Consider the following 18,767-nt stretch of genomic DNA (forward strand, 5'->3'; position numbering starts at 1 on the left):
GACCCGGAGGTCGGCATGTCATTGGACGAAATCGCGCTGTCGGTCCTCGGACCGGCGACGGACCGGGCCGGGTTCGCCGGCCGGAGCTTCATCTCCCTCGGCGGCGACTCGCTGCGGGCGATGCGGCTCACCGCCATGGCCCAGGAGCAGCTCGGGCTGAAGCTGTCGGTGGCGGAGCTGCTCTCGTCGACCCCCCTGGGCACGGTGCTCTCGAACGCCGTCGGCACCGCGGCGGCCACCACCACCGCGGCACCCGAGCCGTCGGCGCCCTCGCTGACGCCGATGCAGCGGGGCATGTGGCTGCTCGAGAGCACCCTCGGCGGATCCTCCTACAATCTCGTTTTCACGTCCTATGTAGACAGTGGAACGCTCGACCGCGAAGTCTTCGGGCACGCGGCCGCCGCCACGACGGCGCGGCACGCCTCGCTGCGGACGGTGCTGCGCGAAGAGGACGACGAGATCGTCCCCGTGGTGCTGGACGAGGTCGTCCCCGAGATCGTGGACATCACCTCCGACGGCCGGGACTTCGAGGAGTCCGTCCGCGCCGCGGCCGCCGAGCACAGCCGCGTCCCCTTCGACCTCACCGCCGCTCCCCCGCTGCGCTACCTGTTCGTCGCCGGCCCGCAGCGGCAGGCGGTCGTGCTGATCGCGCACCACGTGCTCCTCGACGGGTGGGCCGTCGGCCTGCTGCTCGACGAGCTGTTCAGCTCGTACCGGGCCCTCAAGGCGGGCCTGCCGCTGCCGCGCACCGAACCCGCGCCCACCACGGAAGCCCTGCTGCGCCGCCACGAGCAGGACCGCGCCAGCGGCGAGTGGGACCGCCTGGCCGAGTTCTGGCTGAAGTACCTCGACGGCGTGCCCACCGTGCTCGAACTGCCCACCGACGAGCCCCGCCCGACGATCCAGGACCCGGCGGGCCACCGCATCCCGCTCGACCTCGGGGCGGACCTGAGCGCCCTGGTCGGGGACCGCGCGCGGGAGCTGGGCATCACCCCGTTCGCGCTGCTGCTCGCCTCCTACGGCCTGGCGCTGAGCCGCTGGACCGGCGTCGGCCGGCTGCTGGTCGGCGTCGCCCTCTACGGCCGTGACACCGCCGAGCTGGCCGAGCTGATCGCCGTCGGCGGCAACCTGGCGCCGATCCTGGTGGAGGTCGACGACGACGCGCGGGTCGTGGACTACCTGCGCGCGGTACAGGACTCGCTCGCCCGCGGCATCGAGGCGGGCGCGCTGCCGTTCGACGAACTGGTCACCCGGCTCGGCATCGAGCGCGGGCTGAGCGCCCACCCGCTGGTGCAGGTCTCCTTCGGCATGCACGATCAGCTCGTGCCGCACCGCATCGACGCCGGCGACGTGCAGCTGCGCATCGAGGAGGGCCACGGCGGCGGCGCCCAGTTCGACCTGTCGCTGTTGTTCGGCCGGTCGCGCCCGACGCTGGAAGCGCAGCTCGAGTTCGCGACGGCGCTCTGGGACGAGGCCGACGCACGGGCGTTCCTCGACGACTTCACCACCGCGGCAAGGGAACTGGCCACGGCCGAGGGCAGGGTGGAGGACCTGCGCTGCCTGTCCGACGAGCGCCGGAAGGTGCTCGACGCCGTCAACGACACGCGCCGCGACTTCCCCGCGGTCACCGCGGACGAGCTGTTCCGCCGGGCGGCGCAGCGCACGCCGGACGCGGTCGCGGTGCGCGAGGACGACCTGGAGCTGACCTACGCGCAGCTCGCGGGCGCGGCGGCCGAGCAGGCGCGCCGGCTCCGCGAACTCGGCGTCGGCCGCGGTGACCGGGTGCTGGTGGCGCTGGACCGGTCCATCGCCGAAGTCGTCGCGGTGCTGGGCATCGCGTGGGCGGGTGCCGCCTACGTGGGGGTGGACCTGAGCCAGCCCGAGACCCAGGTCCGGCACATCCTGGCCAAGGCCGCGCCGAAGGCCGCGCTGGCCGGTTCCCCGGAGGCCGTCGCCCACCTCGGCGTGCCTGCCTGCGCGACGTGGGAACCGGCCTGGGAGCCGTCGGCCGCCGAACCCGCCGCCACCGGTCCCGACGACCTGGCCTACATCGCGTTCACCTCCGGCTCGACGGGTCTGCCCAAGGGCGTCGGGGTCCCGCACCGGGCGATCGTGCGGCTCGTGCACGAGCCCGACTTCGTCCACTTGGGACCGGAAGACCGGATGCTGCGCCTGTCGCCACTGGCGTTCGACGCGTCCACCTTGGAGCTGTGGAGCCCGCTCGCGAACGGCGCGGCGCTGGAGGTGTACCCGGCGGGCCTGCCCGCGCCCAGTGAGCTCGGCCGGTTCCTGCTCGACCGCGAGGTCACCGTCGCGTGGCTGACCGCGGGGCTGTTCCGGCTGGTCGAGGAGTTCGCGCCGGCCGGGCTCGGCGGCCTGCGGCAGCTGATCACCGGCGGCGACGTCGTGCCGCACGCCCAGGTGGCGCGCGTGCTGGAACGCCACCCCGGGATCATCGTGACCAACGGCTACGGCCCCACCGAGAACACCACCTTCACGACCACCCACTCGGTCACCTCGCCCGCGGAGTCGGCCGGGCCGCTGCCGATCGGCACCCCGTTGCCGGGCACGCGCGTGCACGTCCTGGACCGGCGGCACCGGATCGTGCCGCCGGGCGCGGTCGGCGAGCTGTACGCGGCGGGCGAAGGCCTGGCACACGGCTACGTGGCCGACGAAGGCGAGACGGCCAGGGCGTTCGGCACCTTCTCCCCCGACGTCCCCGAGCGGCTCTACCGCACCGGTGACCTGGTCCGCGTGGACCGGGCCGGGCGGCTGCGCTTCCTCGGCCGCCGCGACGACCAGGTGAAGCTGCGCGGGTTCCGCATCGAGCTGTCCGCCATCGCCGACGTGCTGGCCGCCGACCCGCGGGTGCGCGACGCGGCCGTCGTGGTCACCGACGGGGACAGCTCGGACAAGCGGCTGCTCGCCGCGATCGTCCCCGCCGGGCCGGTCGGCACCGCGGACCTGCGCGACCTGGTGGCCGAGAAGCTGCCGGTGTACATGGTGCCGAGCCTGTGGGCCGTCGTGGACCGGATGCCGGTGACCGGCAACGGCAAGGTGGACCGCCGGGCGCTCGAAGCCGTGGCGGCACCGGCCGGGCAGCAGGTCGTGGCGGAGGAACCGGACCGGCTCGGTACGGCACCCGACCTGATCGCCCGCGTCCTGGAGAAGGAGGTCGAGCTGACCGCCGACACCGACTTCTTCACCGTCGGCGGCAACTCCATGGGCGCGGTGCGGCTGCTGCGGCTGATCCGCGACGAGCTCGGGGTGTCGGTGAAGCTGCGGGACTTCCTGATCACGCCGACTCCGGCGGGCCTGAACAAGCTCATCGACCAGGCGGCGCGGTCGTGACCGAGGCGACCGTGCACCATGGGGTGCCTGCATCCACCACAGGGGAGACGACACTCGGATGAAGTACCGCAAGATCGGCACCAGCCGTCGTGAGGTCAGCGCGCTCGCGCTGGGCGCGATGATTTTCGGCACGACCGTCGAGGAGGAGCGGGCGTTCGCCATCCTCGACCGGTTCGTCGAAGCCGGCGGCACGTTCGTCGACACGGCCAACAACTACGCCTTCTGGGTCACCGGCTCCCAGGGCGGCGAGAGCGAGCAGCTGCTCGGGCGGTGGCGACGCAGCCGGGGCATCACCGACGAGGTGGTCATCGCCACCAAGCTCGGCGGCCGCCCGAAGACGCCGGGCTTCGCCTTCAACCCCGAAGGCCTCGCGCCGGAGGTGATCCGCGCGTCCTCGGCGCGCAGCCGCGAGAACCTCGGCGTGGACCAGCTGGACCTGCTCTACGCGCACGCGGACTTCATGGACACGCCGCAGAAGGACATCGTCGAGACCTTCGCGTCCCTGGTGAAGGACGGGTCGGTCGCCATGATCGGCGCCAGCAACCACTGGTCGTGGCGCCTGGAGAAGTGGCGCTCGCTCGCCGAGTCCGCGAACCTGCCCGCCTACGAGGTCGTCCAGTACCACCACACCTACCTGCGGGCGCGCACCGACGTGCCGAGCCGGCGCTGGAAGGAGGGCAACGAAGGACTGTTCGGCGCGGAGCTGATGACCTACCTGAAGGATCGTCCCGAGTTGACCCTGGTGGCGTACACGCCGCTGCTGTCCGGCGGCTACGTGCGCGAAGACCGGCCCCTGGGCGAGCTGCACGACCACGCGGGCACGCAGGCCCGGCTCAAGGCGCTGCACGAGGTGGTACGGGAAACCGGCGCCACGGCCAACCAGGTCGTGCTGTCCTGGATGCTGGGCGGCGACCTGCCGGTCATCCCGCTCGTCGGCGCGTCGTCGGTGGCGCAGCTCAACGAAAGCCTGGACGCGGTGGACCTGGAGCTGACCGCGGACCAGCGCGCGCTGCTGGACGCGGCGCACTGATCCCGCAGCCGATGACCACCCACGACGCCACGGTGCCCGCCGTCCGGCCGGCCACGGCCGCGCTCCTGCTCGCCCACGGAGCGGCGGGCACCGTGCGCGCGAACTTCGGGCCGCTGATCCCGGCCCTTTCCCGCACGGTGCCGTCCTTCGGCCCGGACTTCCCCGGATCGGGCGAGACACCCCGCGCGAGCGGTCCGTTGCGGCTGGACGACCTCGCCGACCAGCTCGTGGCCGCCGCCGGTGACGCGAAGACCTTCGCGATCCTCGGCTACTCGATGGGATGCGCCGTCGCGGTCCGCGCCGCGATCCGGCACCCCCACCGGGTGACCGGCCTGATCCTGACCGCCGGCGCCCCGCGGATCGACGCCGACACGCGCGCCCGGATGGACGAGTGGCAGCGCCTGGCGGACCGCGACCACACCGCCCTGGCCCGCTTCATCGCCTCGGTGATGTTCAGCGAGACGTTCCTCGGCACGCTGACCGACCGGCAGCTGGAGAGCCTCCTGGAACTGATCGTGTACACCACGCCCGACGGCACCACCGAGCAGATCGAGCTGGTCCGGCGCATCGACGTGGAACCGGACCTGCCGAACGTCACGGCACCGACCCTCGTCATCGGCACGAAGCACGACCGGCTCATCGCGCCGGCCTCGATGCGGACCTACGCCGACGGGATCCCCGGTGCGCGGTGGACCGAGTTGGACAGCGGGCACGCCGTCGTCCTCGAAGCGCCGGAACAGTGGCTGTCGCTGGTCGAAGCGTTCCTCACCGAGACCGGTACCTTGCCCGGACGCGATATCGGTCCCTGAGCCGCGGTTCGTGTCGTCCGGGCTCGATCCTGGGGCGTTATTCCCCGTGCTCCTCGCGGTGCGCTATCCGGGCTCACCCGAGCCGTCGCGTGACGCTCGCCGCAGCGCCATGGCGCGGAGCACCAGCTCCATCGTGAAGCGGGTCTCCGGGTCGTGGAGGCGGTCGCCGAAGACCTGCTCGAGCTGGCGCAGGCGGTAGCGGACCGTTTGCGGGTGCACCACCAGCTCGGCCGCGATCTTCGGGATCTTGCCGCCGTGGCCCAGCCACGACAGCAACGTCTCGGCCAGCCTCAGCTGCGTGGCCTCCGAGAACCCGGCCAGCGGGCCGAACTGGTGCCGGGCGAGCTGGTCGACCAGGTCTTCGTCCGCCAACAGGCACAGCGTCGTCAGGTGCTCGGCGCACCACGTGATCCGGGCCGGGGGCAAAGCCCTGGCCGCCACCAGCCGTTCGGCGGCACGGGCCCAGCGCAGCGAATTCGCCGCCTTGTCCAGCGGCGTCGAGGGACCGACCACGATCCGCACCCCGAGGTCCGCGGCGATGCGCTGCAGCCGCTCGCGGTCGACCGGGGCCGGCAGGAGCAGGTGCGGTTGCGGCAGCTCCAGGTTGCTCAGCACATCCGTCCCCCACCCGGCCACCGGGACGCGGCTCACGTGGGCGTGCGGCTCGACCGACACCGCCGCCACGGTTTCGGGCAGCGACCAGCCGACGGCCTGGGCGGAATCGGTGATCACCTCGAGGGACACGGCCGGCCGCTCGAGCACGAGCTGCAGCAACCGGCGGCGCAGACCCTCGCGGGCCCCCTCGATCTCGGCCTGCGCCTCGCGGTAGCCCTGGAACGACATCTTCGCCAGCTCGTCGGCATAGCCGAACAGCATCTCCCCCAGCCGTCCCATGGCCATCGACGACAGGCGATGGCGCTGCCCGAGCCGCATGATCCCCTGCCAGGCCACCCGCGTACCCACCCGGTACGCCGCATGGAGATCGTCCAGGGTGCGGCCCGCGCGCGCCTCGCCGGCACCCAGCCGCCGGCACGTCTCGTGCAGCTTGTCCCGCGCGGTCGACGGGTCCTCGATCAGGTCCACGAACAGCCGGACGGCACAGTCGACGCCCTGCCGCGTCACGTGGTTGTAGCGGCCCTCGTCCGGCCGGGCGTAGACCGGGACCGCCCGCCAGACCTCGCGGACGATCTGCTCGACCAGGGTGGGCAGCGCCGGCCGCATGAGCTCGGCGAGCTCGTGCGCCTGACCGCGTCTTCGGAAATCGTCGCCGTCGCCGTCGTCGGCCGCGCGCCGGACGGCCGTGGTGGTGAGCCGGTGACCGTTGTGCCGGGGTGTCAAGCGTTCCTCCACCCGTTCGTGCTGGCATTCCGCGCTTTACCCGACAGTAAAACAGCGGCCTCGGAGCAGGGGACACCGCCAAGGGGCGGCATCTCTCCCCTCAATCGATCAAGACCGCGGCACCGCGGCTCCCGCAGTCCCCCGGCGCCGGCGCTGCGGACCTGCGCGCGGCCGGACCGGCGGCTCGCGGCGTTCAGGCGTCCGGGCCCCACCCTCGTCGGCGCCATCCGGCACCGGCGGGCGAAACGTCCGAATTGAGTGTCCACAATGGACTTTCTGTCACCGGCGCACAGCCACGCGGCCGCCCGCGCGGACACCTCTTGCCCGGCTGGGACACCAGTGCGACAGTCGCTTTCGCCCGACGGCGGATCCACCGTCGCCGTCGGCCGTTCCCTCGCCATCGAGGTTTTCCTTTCCGAGCAAAGGTGTTGATAGCCCATGAGATCCGTCCTCGGCAGCGCAGCCCGGGTGTTCTCCGCCTCCATCGCGGTCGTTCTCGCCGGCCTCGGCGTCGTCCTCGCCGCGCCGGCCGCCTCGGCCGCCGCCTGCACCGACATCGACGTGTCGGTGGCCCGCGGCACCTTCGAACCGGGCGAACTCGGCCTGTTCGTGGGCGACGCGGTCTACTCGGCGGTGCAGAGCCGGCTGCAGCCGCGCTCGGTGAGCAGTTACGCGGTGAACTACCCGGCGGACCTCAACGAGCCGGCCTCGGTCCAGCAGGGCAACCGCGACCTGGTCAACCACGTCACGAGCCAGGCGGCGGCCTGCCCCCGGCAGCGCTTCGTCCTGGTCGGCTACTCACAGGGCGCCAACGTGGTCGACAACTCGATCGGCATCAGCAGCGACGGGGTGATCGTCGGCGGCCCGATCGTCGCGACGATCCCGGCCGCGCTCGCCCCGCGCGTCGCCGCGATCCTGTTGTTCGGCAACCCCATCCGGTGGGTCGGCCGGAGCGTCACGGGCACCTACGAAAGCCGCACCAAGGACTACTGCGCCGACGGCGACCCGATCTGCCAGTTCCTCGGCACGAACGTCCTGGCCCACTTCAGTTACGGCGGCAACGCCGCCGACGCGGCCGAATTCGTGGCCGGCAAGGTCTGATCCGGCGGTCCTTTGTGGAGCTTATTGACCGGGTCCGCCGGAGCCGCCCGCATCCGCTCGCGGGCGGCTCCCGCCGGATGGAAGTCCACTGTGGACCGCGATCGACCCTATGACCCACCCGAGACAGGGCGGAGGACGGGCTGGACGGCGAACGGCCGGTACCCGGCCACCGGGGGCAGGTCGAAGTGGTCGAACCGGCCCGACCGGAGATCCCAGCGCACCACCCGGCTCCCGCCGCCGCGTTCGTGGGTGAACACCAGCGTCGTGGGCGTCTCCCAGAACGGGGCCGAGGGGATCGCGGTGCTGAGGTCGCAGCCTTCCGGCAACGGGTGTTCTTCCGGTTCGCCGCCGGTGAGGAGCCAGACCGACGGCGGCGCGTACTGGAACGCGTACAGCAGTTCGCCGCCCGGGGCGAGCTCGTACTGCCGGTCGGCCGGGAGCGGGGTGCGGGTGCCGGCCGGGTCGTGGCGGAAGACGCCGTCGGTGCCGCGTTCCAGCGCCGTGCCCGAAAGCGGGTCGATCTGGCAGAGGCCGGGCGCGAGCGGCTCGGGGTCGGTGCCCGGGCGCCAGCGGAACGTCCGGCTGCCGGTATGGAAGCCGTCGGCGTAGTACAGCGCGCCGTCGATGACGGCCAGCGCGCGGCGCGTGAGCTCGTCGGTCCGGGGCAGGGACGCGACCTCGCCGGTGGTGACGTCCAGCAGGTGCGGCCGGTCCCACGACCGGCGCCCGACGTGGTGCTCGACCCCGGCCAGGAACCGCCCGTCGGCGCTGCGGACCGGGTGGGTGCCGAGGTCGGCCGGCAGCCGCTCGGTGGTGCCGTCCCACCGCACCAGCATCCCCGGCCCGCCGGACGTGGCCACCACGATCCCCACCGGTGTCTCGTGGGCGCGGTAGCGGTACCGGTCGGGGACCCGGCCGAGCACGACCGGCTCGCCCGCGCGCCACACGATGACCTCACCGTCGCCCCCGACGACCCCGGCCCGCGGCGGCGGCCCCGGGAGCGTCGCCGGGTGTTCCGCCCGCGACGGCACCACCACCGAAACGGGCATCGAAGCCTGCTCCGGCCGCCGCCGGGGAAGCGCCGCGATGCCGCCACCGACCTGCTGCACCAGATGGTCCGAGACGGCGTGGGCGAGCAGGCCGGGCACCTCCTCCGGCGCGACGAGCAGCCGCTCGGCGAGGTCGTCGACCGGGGCGGGATCGCCCCACGCGGCGACGCTGGCGACGTCGGCCGCCGCCCAGGTGTAGCGGGCACTGGCAGCCGACCGCGCCACCTGCGCGGCGAGGCTTTCGGGCAGGGAGAGGCGGTCCGTCGCGAGCGGCGGGTGTTCGGCGAGCCGGTACCCGTCACCGTCGGTGACGAGCACGCCGGCGGCGACCAGCAGCGCGACCGCGTCCCGCTGGGACACCGGCGGTGCGAGGCCGAGCTGCGCGCAGATCGCCGCGTCCGGCGGATCCCCTTGCAGGGGCTCGTCGAGCCAGGAATCCGGCCGGGGTGGGCCGTACCCGGCGGCGGCCCACCCGGCCGACACCACGGGGTAGCCGAGCACCTGCTGCCACCCCGGATCGGGCCCGAAGAGCGCCGGCCGCGTCCGCCGCACCCAGCGTGGCAAACCGGGGCCGTCGGCCGGCCAGAACTGCACGAGCCAGACGTCGCCCTCCTCCCCGTCCGCGGCGGCCCGGCGAGCGACCCGCACGCGGAACAGCCCGCGCCGGCCGAGTTCCAAGGTCTCGTCGTGCTCGCCCCCGGTGAGGAACCCGAGGGCAACCCGCCCGCTGCGGCTGTGGAACGGCGACTCGACGACGTCCTCCCAACCGTCGAGCTCGAGGCGCGGCGGCGCGTCGTGGGCTTCCAGCCGCACCGACTGGAACGGGTCGCCGGCGTGGCCGTGCACCCACCCGTCCCCGGCCGTGGCGACGGTGCCGGACAGCGCTTCGGTCGCCAGCTCCCCCAGCAGCTCGTTCTCCAGCGGCTCCAGGCCGTCCGCGGCGTGGCGGTCGCGGACCACCAAGGTCCCGTACTCGGGCAGGTACTCGTCGTCTTCCAAGATCCCCAGCAGCGTCACACCAGGACGGTAGCGAATCCCCGACCGGGTTCAGTCCGCATTCGACAACGTGACGTACGACTACCACCCGCCGCGTCGGCTGCTGACCCTCCGGGGTTGATCCGGACGGCCGTCCCGGTCCGGGTGGTCGTCTGCCGCTCGCCTGCATCGTCGGCGCCAGTCCTCTCCTGAGCTGCCCAGCCACCCGGCGAGGCCTACTGTTGTCATTCAGCAAGCAAGCCACCACACCTGCACCCTAAGTGAACACTCGATCACCAGACGCTGCGCAGACCACCCCGAGGAGCACCACATGGACGAAGACCTGCTCTACGAGCGGGACGCCGCGCGAAGAGTGGACGAGGTCACCGCCGCATTGGATCGGCTGGCCGGCACCTTCGCGGAAGAAGAGGAACTGCCGGTGGTCCTGCAGCGGGTGTGCCGGCAGGTCATCCACGCCGTGCCGGACGCGGAGCTCGCCAGCATCACGCTGCTGCGCGACGGTGTTCCCTACACCGCGACAGCGACCGGGGACAGCGCGCACCACGTCGATCAGGCCCAGTACGACGCCGGGCGAGGGCCCTGCCTGGAAGCCGCCCAGACCGGCGAACTGCAACGAGTCAAGGTGACCGATGCGGGGCAACGGTGGCCCGAGTTCGCCGCGGCCGCGACCGAGTCCGCGGTCGTCGCTTCCCTGTCCGCCCCGCTGTTCGTCGACCGCCAGTACCGCGGCTCGCTCAATCTGTACGACACCGGAGGCAACAGCTTCGGCGCGCTCGACGCAGCACTGCTGGACCTGTACACCGCCGCCGCCGAAGCCGCGCTGCGCAGCACCCGCCGGCACCAGGCCGCCCGCGAGACCATGAGCCAGCTGCGCGCCGCCCTGACCTCCCGCGCGGTGATCGATCAGGCGAAGGGCATCCTCATGGCCCTGCACTGCATCTCGCCCGACGACGCTTTCAAGCTGCTCGTCAAACAGTCACAAGAGCAGAACATGAAGCTGCACGAGGTTGCCCGAAACTTCGTGGCCACCGCCACCAACCCACAGTGACCCACCACGAAAAGATCATTTCGGCAGGAGCGAAGACGCCGGCTCGGCCGGCGTCGAAGAAGGTCGATCAGTGCCGCGCGGCGCTGTAACAGCGGACATGATCATCACGACCCCTGGGCAAAGGTACCACCCACCTGGGCTTCCTTGGGTCAGGGAAGCCGTTGCCTCCAAGCAGGATCGCAGGTCGTGGAGAATGATGGAGATCGTCAACACGCTGTTTCAGATCGGGCTACCCACACTCGCAGGTCTCTTCATCTTCTTCGCATACCTCAGACCGACGATCCGGCTGCTCAACCGCACGATCCATCGAAGGTTCAAGATCACCCGGATCGTTCGAGCGACTTGGATGGTGTTGACCTTCCTCAGCTACGGCCGATCACGCAAAGAACTCTACCGAGCGGCTTGCATGCGGGTAGAGGCCGAGTTGCTGAACCCCCGCCCGGAAGGACCCGACCGCTGGGAGTACCGGCACCGCTCCGAATTCCGCGCAAAGCTGCAAGCCTACCGGAAAGCGCTACGGGAGTGGCATGACGACATCGGTTCGCTGACTGACAAACTGATGAAGAATTCCGACAACAACAAGATCGTAGTGGATACTTGCTTCGCGATCTCGGAGGTGCAAGAGGAAATTCTGAGGTACTTCCGGGTCCGGCTCGCGGAAAACGCAAAGGTTGACGCCAACCCGGAAGTCTTCATGTCGGAGGTGCATATACAAGAGGCCTTCGTGGCACCCCTGCAGTTGCTGTCCGGACTACTGGGCAAATATGGCGAAGACTGGCCCCAGCTCATTGAAGGACACCGCGCGACTGTTGACGAACTGGACGACGGTCTCGGAGACATCCGCAGCTTCCAGGCGTTCTTGTTCACGTGTTGGCTGACCTGGGGTCCGAGCATCCCGTTCGGCACGTGCAAGCGTTGGGAAGGAAAGAAAGTCATGCAACTCGGTTACGGCGATGAGAGCAATTCGATCGCGCTCGCCGTCCGGAACGCCGACGAACCTCCTCCGCCTCGGGTAGCCCGCGGTGGACACGTGGTCCTCGCCGAAAGCTGGCAAGTGACCGGCGTGATCAAGGCAGCGGGTGCAGTCGATCATTTGCTGTGCAGCACCCAGACCCAGCTGCTACGCGACGGACAGAACCAGCTCGTGTTGGAGACGAGCGGACCGATCACCGCACCGAGCGAGACAGACAGCGTCTACTACTCTGCCTACATCTGGGTGATCATTGTTCTCTGCGGCACCGATGGGCGGCCGAGGCACAGCGAACCGTGGAAGAACATGTTGACGTTCTTCGAGCACGGCAACGTGGCCGATGACTCCACGTACCTGATGCTCAAGCGGCAACTGGCCGCCAAGGCGCGCACCTCCTTGGAGTCGATCTTGCGCGAACATCCCGATCTGATCCTGAGCTTTGCCTGCGCGATAGACGATTGCGGCTGTGGTGAGCCGATCAGGTACCCCGCCCCACCTGGCGAGTCCATGCACGAGCTGCTGTTCACCGAGTCCTGGCTGGCACAGCTGGACGCCGAAGGCCGGCGGGACCGAATGCGCACGTCTCTCCCCGGCAAGGCCCGCGTCGCGCATGCGGCCTGCAAACTCCCGAACACCGTGTCCGGCTACCAGAAGGACCAGGTGAGCAGGACGAAGGCCGACCCGAACGACCGACGACACCCGGAGGTGATGGTCGGTTGATCCGTTTCCGCGACCTCACCGCCACCGACGCCGACATCGCCGCGCTCACCGCCTTCTACCAGGACCACTACGCCGCCGAGTTCCCCGACCCCGACGAGCGGGAATCACTGGGCAACATGATCGAGTACCTGCGGCTGCGTGAGCGGGGCTGGTACGGGCGCAACAACTACCACATCATTCTCGCCTCGCGGAATGGTGACACGGTCGGCTGCTCGATCATGGATTACTTCGCCGGACCCAATGCGGGAATGATCGAGTTCCTGATGGTTGTCCCCGCGGCCCGCAACGCGGGCGTGGGACGAGCCATCCTCGCCGAGACCGAACGCGCCCTCCAAGCGGATGCCACGACCAAGACCGGCACACCGCTTGCCCACGTGTTCGCCGAGATCAACGACCCCTTCGTCCCGACAGGGACGCCGGACAACCTCAACCCGGCCGATCGCGCACTGATCTGGGACCGGTGGGGCTTCCACGGCCTGGACCTGCCCTACGTCCAGCCGGCCCTGTCGGAAACCCAGGAACCGGTCACCAACCTGCTCCTCATCTGCAAGACGTTCGGCGAGCCGTGCACGCCGCGGACCGTGCGCTCGGCCGTGGCCGACTACATCCGCTGGGCCATGCGCGTGGAGGACCCGGAGCGCTGCCCCGAGTTCCGGACGGTCGCAGCTCACCTGGCCACGCTCGCGTCCGTCGGAACGTTCTCCCTCTCGCGCTACGTAGGACATCCGATCCCGCACGCGCGAGCACTGACCGCGCCGACGGATCCCGACTGGGCCGCCACAATGGCTCTCTACCGCACCGCCTTCGGTATTACGGAGTACGGCATCCCCGAGTCGGAGTTCACCCGAAAGTACCCGGTACCCCTGCATTTCTGGACACTGCGCCGCACACCCACCTCCGCAGTCGCCGGCCTGGTCACGTTCTTCACGCTGACCACCGCCGGATTCGGCGGCTACGGGCTGTTCACCGACGACCTGCGCGGCGTCGGCGCCCTGCGCCCGATGATCGCCCAGGTCGAGCTCCAGATGCTCGCCGACCGCCCCACCACCCGAGGCTGGTACATCGAAGTGGCGCCGAAGACCAACCGGGCCCCGCTTCGGGCTGTCGGCTTCGTCGAGCTTCCCGTCCGATACACCGTCCCGTCCCGAAACGGCGACGAACTGCCCGCGACGCTCATGTACAAGCCGATCGGCCGGCACTACCCACCGACGCTCCCCACCGAGTCCGAAGTGGACGCCGCTGTTCGGGAGATCAGGGAAGTCGTCTACGGATTTCACCCCGCCGAATCGATTCCTCGAAGCCCTTGAGGAGAGCGCGCTCGTGCCGATGGCGTTCGGCCGGCCTGCGCGTCCGGCAGACTGACCACCATGAACCACACCGCCCGCGAGTTCGCGCGCCTACGAGCTGCCCTCGAGCGGCGGCTGCCCGGTACCGCACCGTTCCTGCCCGGCGCCACCGATCACGACCTCGACCGGCTCGCCACCGCGACCGGCCTCACCCTGCCGGCCGAGCTGTGTGCGCTGCTGCGCGCCTCAGCCGGCCAGGACGATCCCGGCCACCTGTACGGCCCGCTCAACTTCCACCACTTCCTGACCGTCGACGAGATCATCGAGATGCACCGCATGCTGACCGAGGCGGTCGGCGACATGGCCAAGCCGGTCGCGCAACCCGCCTGCTACCGGTGGACCGTGTGGTCGGAGTCGTGGCTGCCGTTCCTCGCGTTCGAGGGTGACTGCTACCTCCTGGACCTGGATCCCGGCGAGCGTGGCACCGTGGGCCAGGTCGTGTGCCGTCCCAACGTGCCGGACCTGGGTGAGCCGGTCGCGCCGTCACTCACCGCGTTCCTCGCCCGCGCCGCCGACCTCATCGAAACCGGGCACGCCGTCGCCGAGGAAAGCACACTCGTCCTCCTCGACTTGTGCTGAGCCGAGCCGGTTCCGTACTGCCGCGGGCGACCGGATCCTGACCGGATCCGAGGACGCGGGTCAGTTCGTCGGCATCCGCGGCTGGAGGAAGTTCTCCAGGTTCGCCCGCGCGACCTGCTTGAGGAACTCCCCGCGGTAGGTGGGGTCACCGGAGTCGTGCATCGTGTCGGTCATCGCGACCGCGGACGCCTGTCGTTCCCAGGTGTGGGTCAGGCAGGTGTCCGAGTAGCTCGCCAGCAGGCTCCCGTCGTCCTTTTCGACCTGGTGGACGATCGCTTGGGCGAGTTTCCCGGCGTCGTGCAGGGCGAGGCTCATTCCTTCCGCACTCATCGGGGAAATCAAGTGCGCGGCATCCCCTAGAAGGTGGAGCCGGCCGTAGCTCATCGGGCTGAACACCACACCGCGCAGCGGCACGATCTGCTTGCTGACGATCGGGCCCCGCGGCGCAGGCCGGCCGAACCGCGTTCCGAGCTCGCTCCAGACGCGTTCGTCCGGCCAGTCCTCGACGGTGTCGGTGACCGGGCACTGCAGGTAGACGCGGCTCGCCTGCGGGCCGCGGGTGATCTGTGCGGCGAAGCCGCGGGAATGCACCGCCATCACGGCCGGTGGAACGGCGGGCACCTCCGTCATGACGGTCAGCCAGGCGTAGCCGAACTCGTGGGTGTGGCCGGCGAGGAAGCCGTCGGGGATGGCCGTCCTGCTGACGCCGTGGTGGCCGTCGCTGCCGGCGACGAAGTCGCAGCCGATCACCGTGGCCGAGCCGGCGGCGTCCCGGTAGCGCACCCGGGGCTGCTCGGTGTCGAGACCGTCCAATGAGATGTCCGCGGCCTCGAACCGGAGGTCGCCACCGTCACGCAGGAACATCCTGATCAGGTTCCGGACCAGTACCTGCTGCGGGACGAACGCACCTTCGGCGTCCTCGTCGCCGTCCATCTTCCATTCGCGCTCTTCGCCGTCGATGATCAGCGGCATCCGCTCGTCGGAGGAATCGTGAGCGGGCCCTTCGACGGCCTCTCCTGCTCCCCATTCGTGCAGCACGCGCACGCCCTGGGCGTCGAGCGACCCGGCCCGTTGCCGGTTCTCGACGTGCTCGCGGCTGTGCTTTTCCAAGATGACGCACCGGATTCCGCTGCGTTGCAGGAAGGTGCCGAGCGCGAGCCCGGCGACCCCGCCGCCCACGATGACGGCGGTGGTGGTTTCTTCTGTTCGAGTCATGATCGCCACTGTGGCCGGGCCGGTGTTTGCCGTCCACCGATAACCCGACGTGCGATAACGGAAACCCGCCAGCTTTCCTATTCGCCGCGGTCGCGCAGCCCGGCCTGGTAGCGCCCGGGGGTTTGCCCGACGACGGCGGTGAACGCCTCGATGAAGGTCGATGGGTTCGACCAGCCGCAGGTGATCGCCGTGTCGGTGACGGAGTCGCCGGCGGTGAGCCGGATCAGGGCGTGGTGGATGCGCAGGATGGTGCGCCAGCGGTGGAAGCTCATGCCGAGGTCGGTGTGGAACAGGCGGCTGAGCGTGCGTTCGCTCGTCCCGGCGGCCCGCCCCAGTTCGGCCAGGGTCGTGGTCCGGCCGGGATCGGCGTGCAGGAGATCGGTCGCGGCGCGCAGCCGATCGTCGCGCGGCTCGGGCAGGTGGAAGGACTGCTCGGGAATCTCGCCGAGTTCGTCGAGCACCACCGCGCGCAGCCGCCGGTCGGCGTCGGCGGATTTCGCCCGGTCGCCGGTCAGCGCCAGAATGCCCTCGCGCAACAGGGGCGACACCGCGAACACGCAGGGGTGCCCGACCAGGTCGCCGCACTCGCCGGCGGGGACGGCGAGGATACGGGCGTCGGTCCGGCCGTAGAAGCGGTGCGAGTGCTCGAAACCCGGCGGCGTCCAGGTGATCCGGTCGGCGGGCGCGATCCAGGTCCCGTAGTCGGTCGTGGTGGTGAAGGCCCCGGCTGCCGCGTACACCAGCTGCCCGTCGCGGTGGGAGTGGCTGCCGAGGTGATACCCGTGCGGGAGCCAGCCTGCGCCTTGCGGCGTCCGCTCATCCGGCGGCGCGGAGGCTTGGCGGGTTTTCTGCATCGGACGTCAGCTTACCGGCGACCGCGTCACCGCGCTCCGGCGTACTGCGATTTCAGTACACCCGTGCCAGCAGTCGCACGACGACGGGACAGGTCCGTGGGCCAGCCTGACGAAGTCCCGCTGCCCACGCCCTGCGCGCCGGCGCGAGCGGGTTCCCCGGCAAGGACGTCTCGGCGGACGCCCTGCCGGACGGCATCCGCACGGTGGCGGCCGGCATCGATGACCACATCTCGCCGAAGCCTGCTGGCCGAAGCGGTGTTCCACGACGTGTTCGCCGCCGACGTGCCCAAGGCGACCACCGACCTGATGTGGGCCGGCCAGCGGCCGATCGACGTGCGCGCGCTGGGAGAACCGTCCGGCGCTCCGGCCTGGAAGACCATTCCCTCCTGGTTCCTCGTCGCCCGCAACGACGACGTCTTTCCCGCCGCCGCACAGCGATTCGCCGCGCAGCGGGCCGGCGCGCACACCGTCGAAGCCGGCGCCTCGCACGTCGCGATGATCGCGCAGCCCGCCGCGACGGCCGAGCTCATCAAGCGCGCCGCGCGCTGACGGCGTGGTCCGAACCGAGCAGCGTGGGACGTCAACCCGGCGGTTCCACCGAAAGCGCGTGCCGGAAGACGCCACGCGGGTCCCAGCGGGCCTTGACCTGCTGGAGCCGTGGGTAGTTGTCCTTGTAGTACAGCGTGCGCGCCGGCACGCCGGAGGTGTTCCACGCCGGGCCGGCCAGGTCGGTGTCGGGGTAGTTGATGTAGGAGCCGTCGTTGACGTCGTCCGGCACCGGCACACCGCCGGTTTCGGCGTACACCTCGCGGTAGAAGGTGCGGATCCAGGAAAGGTTGGCCGCGTCGTCGGCCTCGTCGGCCCATACCGTCTGGTAGACCGCTTTCATCACCGCGTCGCGCTGGGCCACGGCGGTGGCGTCCGGCGATGTCGCGTTCACCTGGCCGCCGTAGCCGACGAGCAGCAAGCCGGACTCCGCGCCCCCGCCGGCGTTCGTCAGGTTGCGGTGGACGGCGGCGAGCTGCCGGTCGGTCAGCGACTTGCGCAGGTACCCGGCTTTGAGCTTGTACCGGCGGGTGGCCCCGTCGCCCAGCTCGCCCGTGCCCGGCCAGGTCGTCTTGTGCAGCCACGGCAGCGTCCGCCGCAGGTCCGCGATCGGCCGGACGCTGGTGCCGTCGGTCACGGCGGTCAGGAAATCGGTCACGACGCCGTCCGCGCCGGGCAGGTCCGCGTCGATCTGCCCGACCACCGAGAAGTACCCGGCGTTCCGGTGCTGGGCCAGGAAAAGCCCGAACAGGCCGGCGGACCGCGAGCCGGGCGCGCTGTTGTGCTCGTGCCAGACGCCGAAGTTGCGCACGAGCGTGGTGAAGTCCTGCTCGCTCGTGCCCGCCCAGGGCCAGGCGAGCACGCATTCCAGCATCCGCCGCGGCGAGGGCGGCAACAGCCGGGACGGATCGCCGGTGGCGCCGGGCGAGCGCAGCCAGTACCGGGTGACCACCCCGAAGTTGCCGCCACCGCCACCGGTGTGCGCCCACCACAGATCGCGGTGCGGGTCGTCCGGCTCCCGGGTGGCGGTCACCGCCCGGACGCTGCCGTCCCGGTCGACCACCACGACCTCCACGCCGTACAGGTGGTCCACCACCGAGCCGTACCGGCGCGACAAGGTCCCGTACCCGCCGCCCGCGAAGTGCCCGCCGGCGCCCACCCCCGGGCAACCGCCGCCGGGAATGGTCACCCCCCAGCCCTTGAACAGCGCCCGGTACACCTGCCCGAGCGTGGCTCCCGGCTGCACCGAGAACGCGCGCTTGCCGGCGTCGTAGCCGATCTCGTCCATGGCCGAGAGGTCGAGCAGCACCCGCACCGCCGGGTCGGTCGTGAAGTTCTCGAAACAGTGGCCGCCGCTGCGCACCGCGACCCGCCGCCCGGCCCGGACCGCTTCGGCCACCGCACGCACCACCTGCTCGGTCGAGCCCACCACCCGGATCTCGTCCGGGCGTCCCACGTGCCGGAAGTTGTTGCCGCGCAACAGTCCGTCGTACCGCGGGTCGCCCGGCCGGATCGTCGGCGGCCCGGCCGCCGTCGGCTCGGTGGCCGCGTACCCGGGTACCCCGGCGGCCATCGTGGCGCCTGCCGCGGCACCCGCGCCGGCGAGCAGCACACGACGACTGATCCGATTGCGCTCCGACCGACTCATCCGCGATCCCTTCCGGCTCCGATTCACTGGCACGCACACCGTCCCAGCACCGGCACCGGGCCCACATCACCCGAATCGCGGGCCGGCGGCTGAAACCCGGTCCACCGGATGACCACGCCGCATCCACCGATCGGATGACCACGAACTCAGCCGGCCGGGCTCTGCCC

At 70.9% G+C, this 18,767-nt stretch carries 14 protein-coding genes; 9 read left to right on the forward strand and 5 right to left on the reverse strand.

What is annotated here, in order from left to right; translation table 11 throughout:
• The first annotated feature begins 15 nt into the window (after window positions 1-15).
• Genes ACWED2_RS27935 through ACWED2_RS27945 form a run of 3 tightly spaced genes read left to right on the forward strand, consistent with a single transcriptional unit; the run spans window position 16 to window position 5,190 of the window.
• Window positions 16-3,351, forward strand: coding sequence for a non-ribosomal peptide synthetase (locus ACWED2_RS27935; protein ID WP_449693467.1), 3,336 nt, complete (start codon window positions 16-18; stop codon window positions 3,349-3,351).
• Between the two features lie 58 nt (window positions 3,352-3,409).
• Window positions 3,410-4,381: an aldo/keto reductase gene (locus ACWED2_RS27940; protein WP_449693468.1), complete on the forward strand. Its 972-nt coding sequence runs from the start codon at window positions 3,410-3,412 to the stop codon at window positions 4,379-4,381.
• Window positions 4,382-4,392: 11 nt separating this feature from the next.
• Entirely contained in the window at window positions 4,393-5,190 is a 798-nt protein-coding gene (locus ACWED2_RS27945) for an alpha/beta fold hydrolase (protein ID WP_449693469.1), read from the forward strand.
• A gap of 63 nt (window positions 5,191-5,253) precedes the next feature.
• Here ACWED2_RS27945 and ACWED2_RS27950 read toward each other — a convergent pair whose 3' ends face one another.
• The gene (locus ACWED2_RS27950) at window positions 5,254-6,528 is read right to left on the reverse strand and encodes a PucR family transcriptional regulator (protein WP_449693470.1); all 1,275 of its coding nucleotides are present in this window, start codon (window positions 6,526-6,528) and stop codon (window positions 5,254-5,256) included.
• 438 nt (window positions 6,529-6,966) lie between these two features.
• On the opposite strand from ACWED2_RS27950, the gene ACWED2_RS27955 reads away from it, so the two are divergent.
• Window positions 6,967-7,629: a cutinase family protein gene (locus tag ACWED2_RS27955; RefSeq protein WP_449693471.1), complete on the forward strand. Its 663-nt coding sequence runs from the start codon at window positions 6,967-6,969 to the stop codon at window positions 7,627-7,629.
• 107 nt (window positions 7,630-7,736) lie between these two features.
• On the opposite strand, the gene ACWED2_RS27960 is transcribed toward ACWED2_RS27955, so the two are convergent.
• Window positions 7,737-9,695, reverse strand: coding sequence for a hypothetical protein (locus ACWED2_RS27960; protein WP_449693472.1), 1,959 nt, complete (start codon window positions 9,693-9,695; stop codon window positions 7,737-7,739).
• A 289-nt stretch (window positions 9,696-9,984) separates the two neighbouring features.
• Here ACWED2_RS27960 and ACWED2_RS27965 point away from each other — a divergent pair, with 289 nt between their 5' ends.
• From ACWED2_RS27965 to ACWED2_RS27980, 4 genes are all read left to right on the forward strand, one after another.
• A complete protein-coding gene (locus ACWED2_RS27965; protein ID WP_449693473.1) occupies window positions 9,985-10,722 on the forward strand; it encodes an ANTAR domain-containing protein in 738 nt (245 codons plus the stop codon).
• Window positions 10,723-10,915: 193 nt separating this feature from the next.
• Window positions 10,916-12,412, forward strand: a complete 1,497-nt coding sequence (locus ACWED2_RS27970) for a hypothetical protein (protein ID WP_449693474.1) — start codon at window positions 10,916-10,918, stop codon at window positions 12,410-12,412.
• Window positions 12,409-13,719 carry an N-acetyltransferase family protein gene (locus ACWED2_RS27975; protein ID WP_449693475.1) on the forward strand — a complete coding sequence of 437 codons (1,311 nt, stop codon included), beginning with the start codon at window positions 12,409-12,411 and terminating at the stop codon, window positions 13,717-13,719. Before ACWED2_RS27970 ends, ACWED2_RS27975 begins: the two co-directional genes overlap by 4 nt.
• 60 nt (window positions 13,720-13,779) lie before the next feature.
• Window positions 13,780-14,337: an SMI1/KNR4 family protein gene (locus ACWED2_RS27980; protein WP_449693476.1), complete on the forward strand. Its 558-nt coding sequence runs from the start codon at window positions 13,780-13,782 to the stop codon at window positions 14,335-14,337.
• Between the two features lie 60 nt (window positions 14,338-14,397).
• Here ACWED2_RS27980 and ACWED2_RS27985 read toward each other — a convergent pair whose 3' ends face one another.
• Window positions 14,398-15,552 carry a 4-hydroxybenzoate 3-monooxygenase gene (locus ACWED2_RS27985; RefSeq protein WP_449693477.1) on the reverse strand — a complete coding sequence of 385 codons (1,155 nt, stop codon included), beginning with the start codon at window positions 15,550-15,552 and terminating at the stop codon, window positions 14,398-14,400.
• 77 nt (window positions 15,553-15,629) lie between these two features.
• Window positions 15,630-16,406: a helix-turn-helix domain-containing protein gene (locus ACWED2_RS27990; RefSeq protein WP_449693478.1), complete on the reverse strand. Its 777-nt coding sequence runs from the start codon at window positions 16,404-16,406 to the stop codon at window positions 15,630-15,632.
• Between the two features lie 219 nt (window positions 16,407-16,625).
• On the opposite strand from ACWED2_RS27990, the gene ACWED2_RS27995 reads away from it, so the two are divergent.
• A complete protein-coding gene (locus tag ACWED2_RS27995) occupies window positions 16,626-16,955 on the forward strand; it encodes an alpha/beta fold hydrolase (protein WP_449693479.1) in 330 nt (109 codons plus the stop codon).
• 31 nt (window positions 16,956-16,986) lie between these two features.
• On the opposite strand, the gene ACWED2_RS28000 is transcribed toward ACWED2_RS27995, so the two are convergent.
• Entirely contained in the window at window positions 16,987-18,600 is a 1,614-nt protein-coding gene (locus ACWED2_RS28000) for an FAD-binding oxidoreductase (protein ID WP_449693480.1), read from the reverse strand.
• Window positions 18,601-18,767: the final 167 nt, after the last annotated feature.

Source organism: Amycolatopsis sp. NPDC005003, assembly GCF_053600695.1.

Excerpts from the sequence above, each read along its gene's own strand:
- ACWED2_RS27980 (WP_449693476.1), top strand. The coding sequence starts at position 13,780 with ATGAACCACACCGCCCGCGAGTTCGCGCGCCTACGAGCTGCCCTCGAG.
- ACWED2_RS28000 (WP_449693480.1), bottom strand. The coding sequence starts at position 18,600 with ATGAGTCGGTCGGAGCGCAATCGGATCAGTCGTCGTGTGCTGCTCGCC.
- ACWED2_RS27965 (WP_449693473.1), top strand. The coding sequence starts at position 9,985 with ATGGACGAAGACCTGCTCTACGAGCGGGACGCCGCGCGAAGAGTGGAC.
- ACWED2_RS27955 (WP_449693471.1), top strand. The coding sequence starts at position 6,967 with ATGAGATCCGTCCTCGGCAGCGCAGCCCGGGTGTTCTCCGCCTCCATC.
- ACWED2_RS27945 (WP_449693469.1), top strand. The coding sequence starts at position 4,393 with ATGACCACCCACGACGCCACGGTGCCCGCCGTCCGGCCGGCCACGGCC.
- ACWED2_RS27970 (WP_449693474.1), top strand. The coding sequence starts at position 10,916 with ATGATGGAGATCGTCAACACGCTGTTTCAGATCGGGCTACCCACACTC.
- ACWED2_RS27935 (WP_449693467.1), top strand. The coding sequence starts at position 16 with ATGTCATTGGACGAAATCGCGCTGTCGGTCCTCGGACCGGCGACGGAC.
- ACWED2_RS27990 (WP_449693478.1), bottom strand. The coding sequence starts at position 16,406 with ATGCAGAAAACCCGCCAAGCCTCCGCGCCGCCGGATGAGCGGACGCCG.
- ACWED2_RS27985 (WP_449693477.1), bottom strand. The coding sequence starts at position 15,552 with ATGACTCGAACAGAAGAAACCACCACCGCCGTCATCGTGGGCGGCGGG.
- ACWED2_RS27995 (WP_449693479.1), top strand. The coding sequence starts at position 16,626 with ATGACCACATCTCGCCGAAGCCTGCTGGCCGAAGCGGTGTTCCACGAC.
- ACWED2_RS27940 (WP_449693468.1), top strand. The coding sequence starts at position 3,410 with ATGAAGTACCGCAAGATCGGCACCAGCCGTCGTGAGGTCAGCGCGCTC.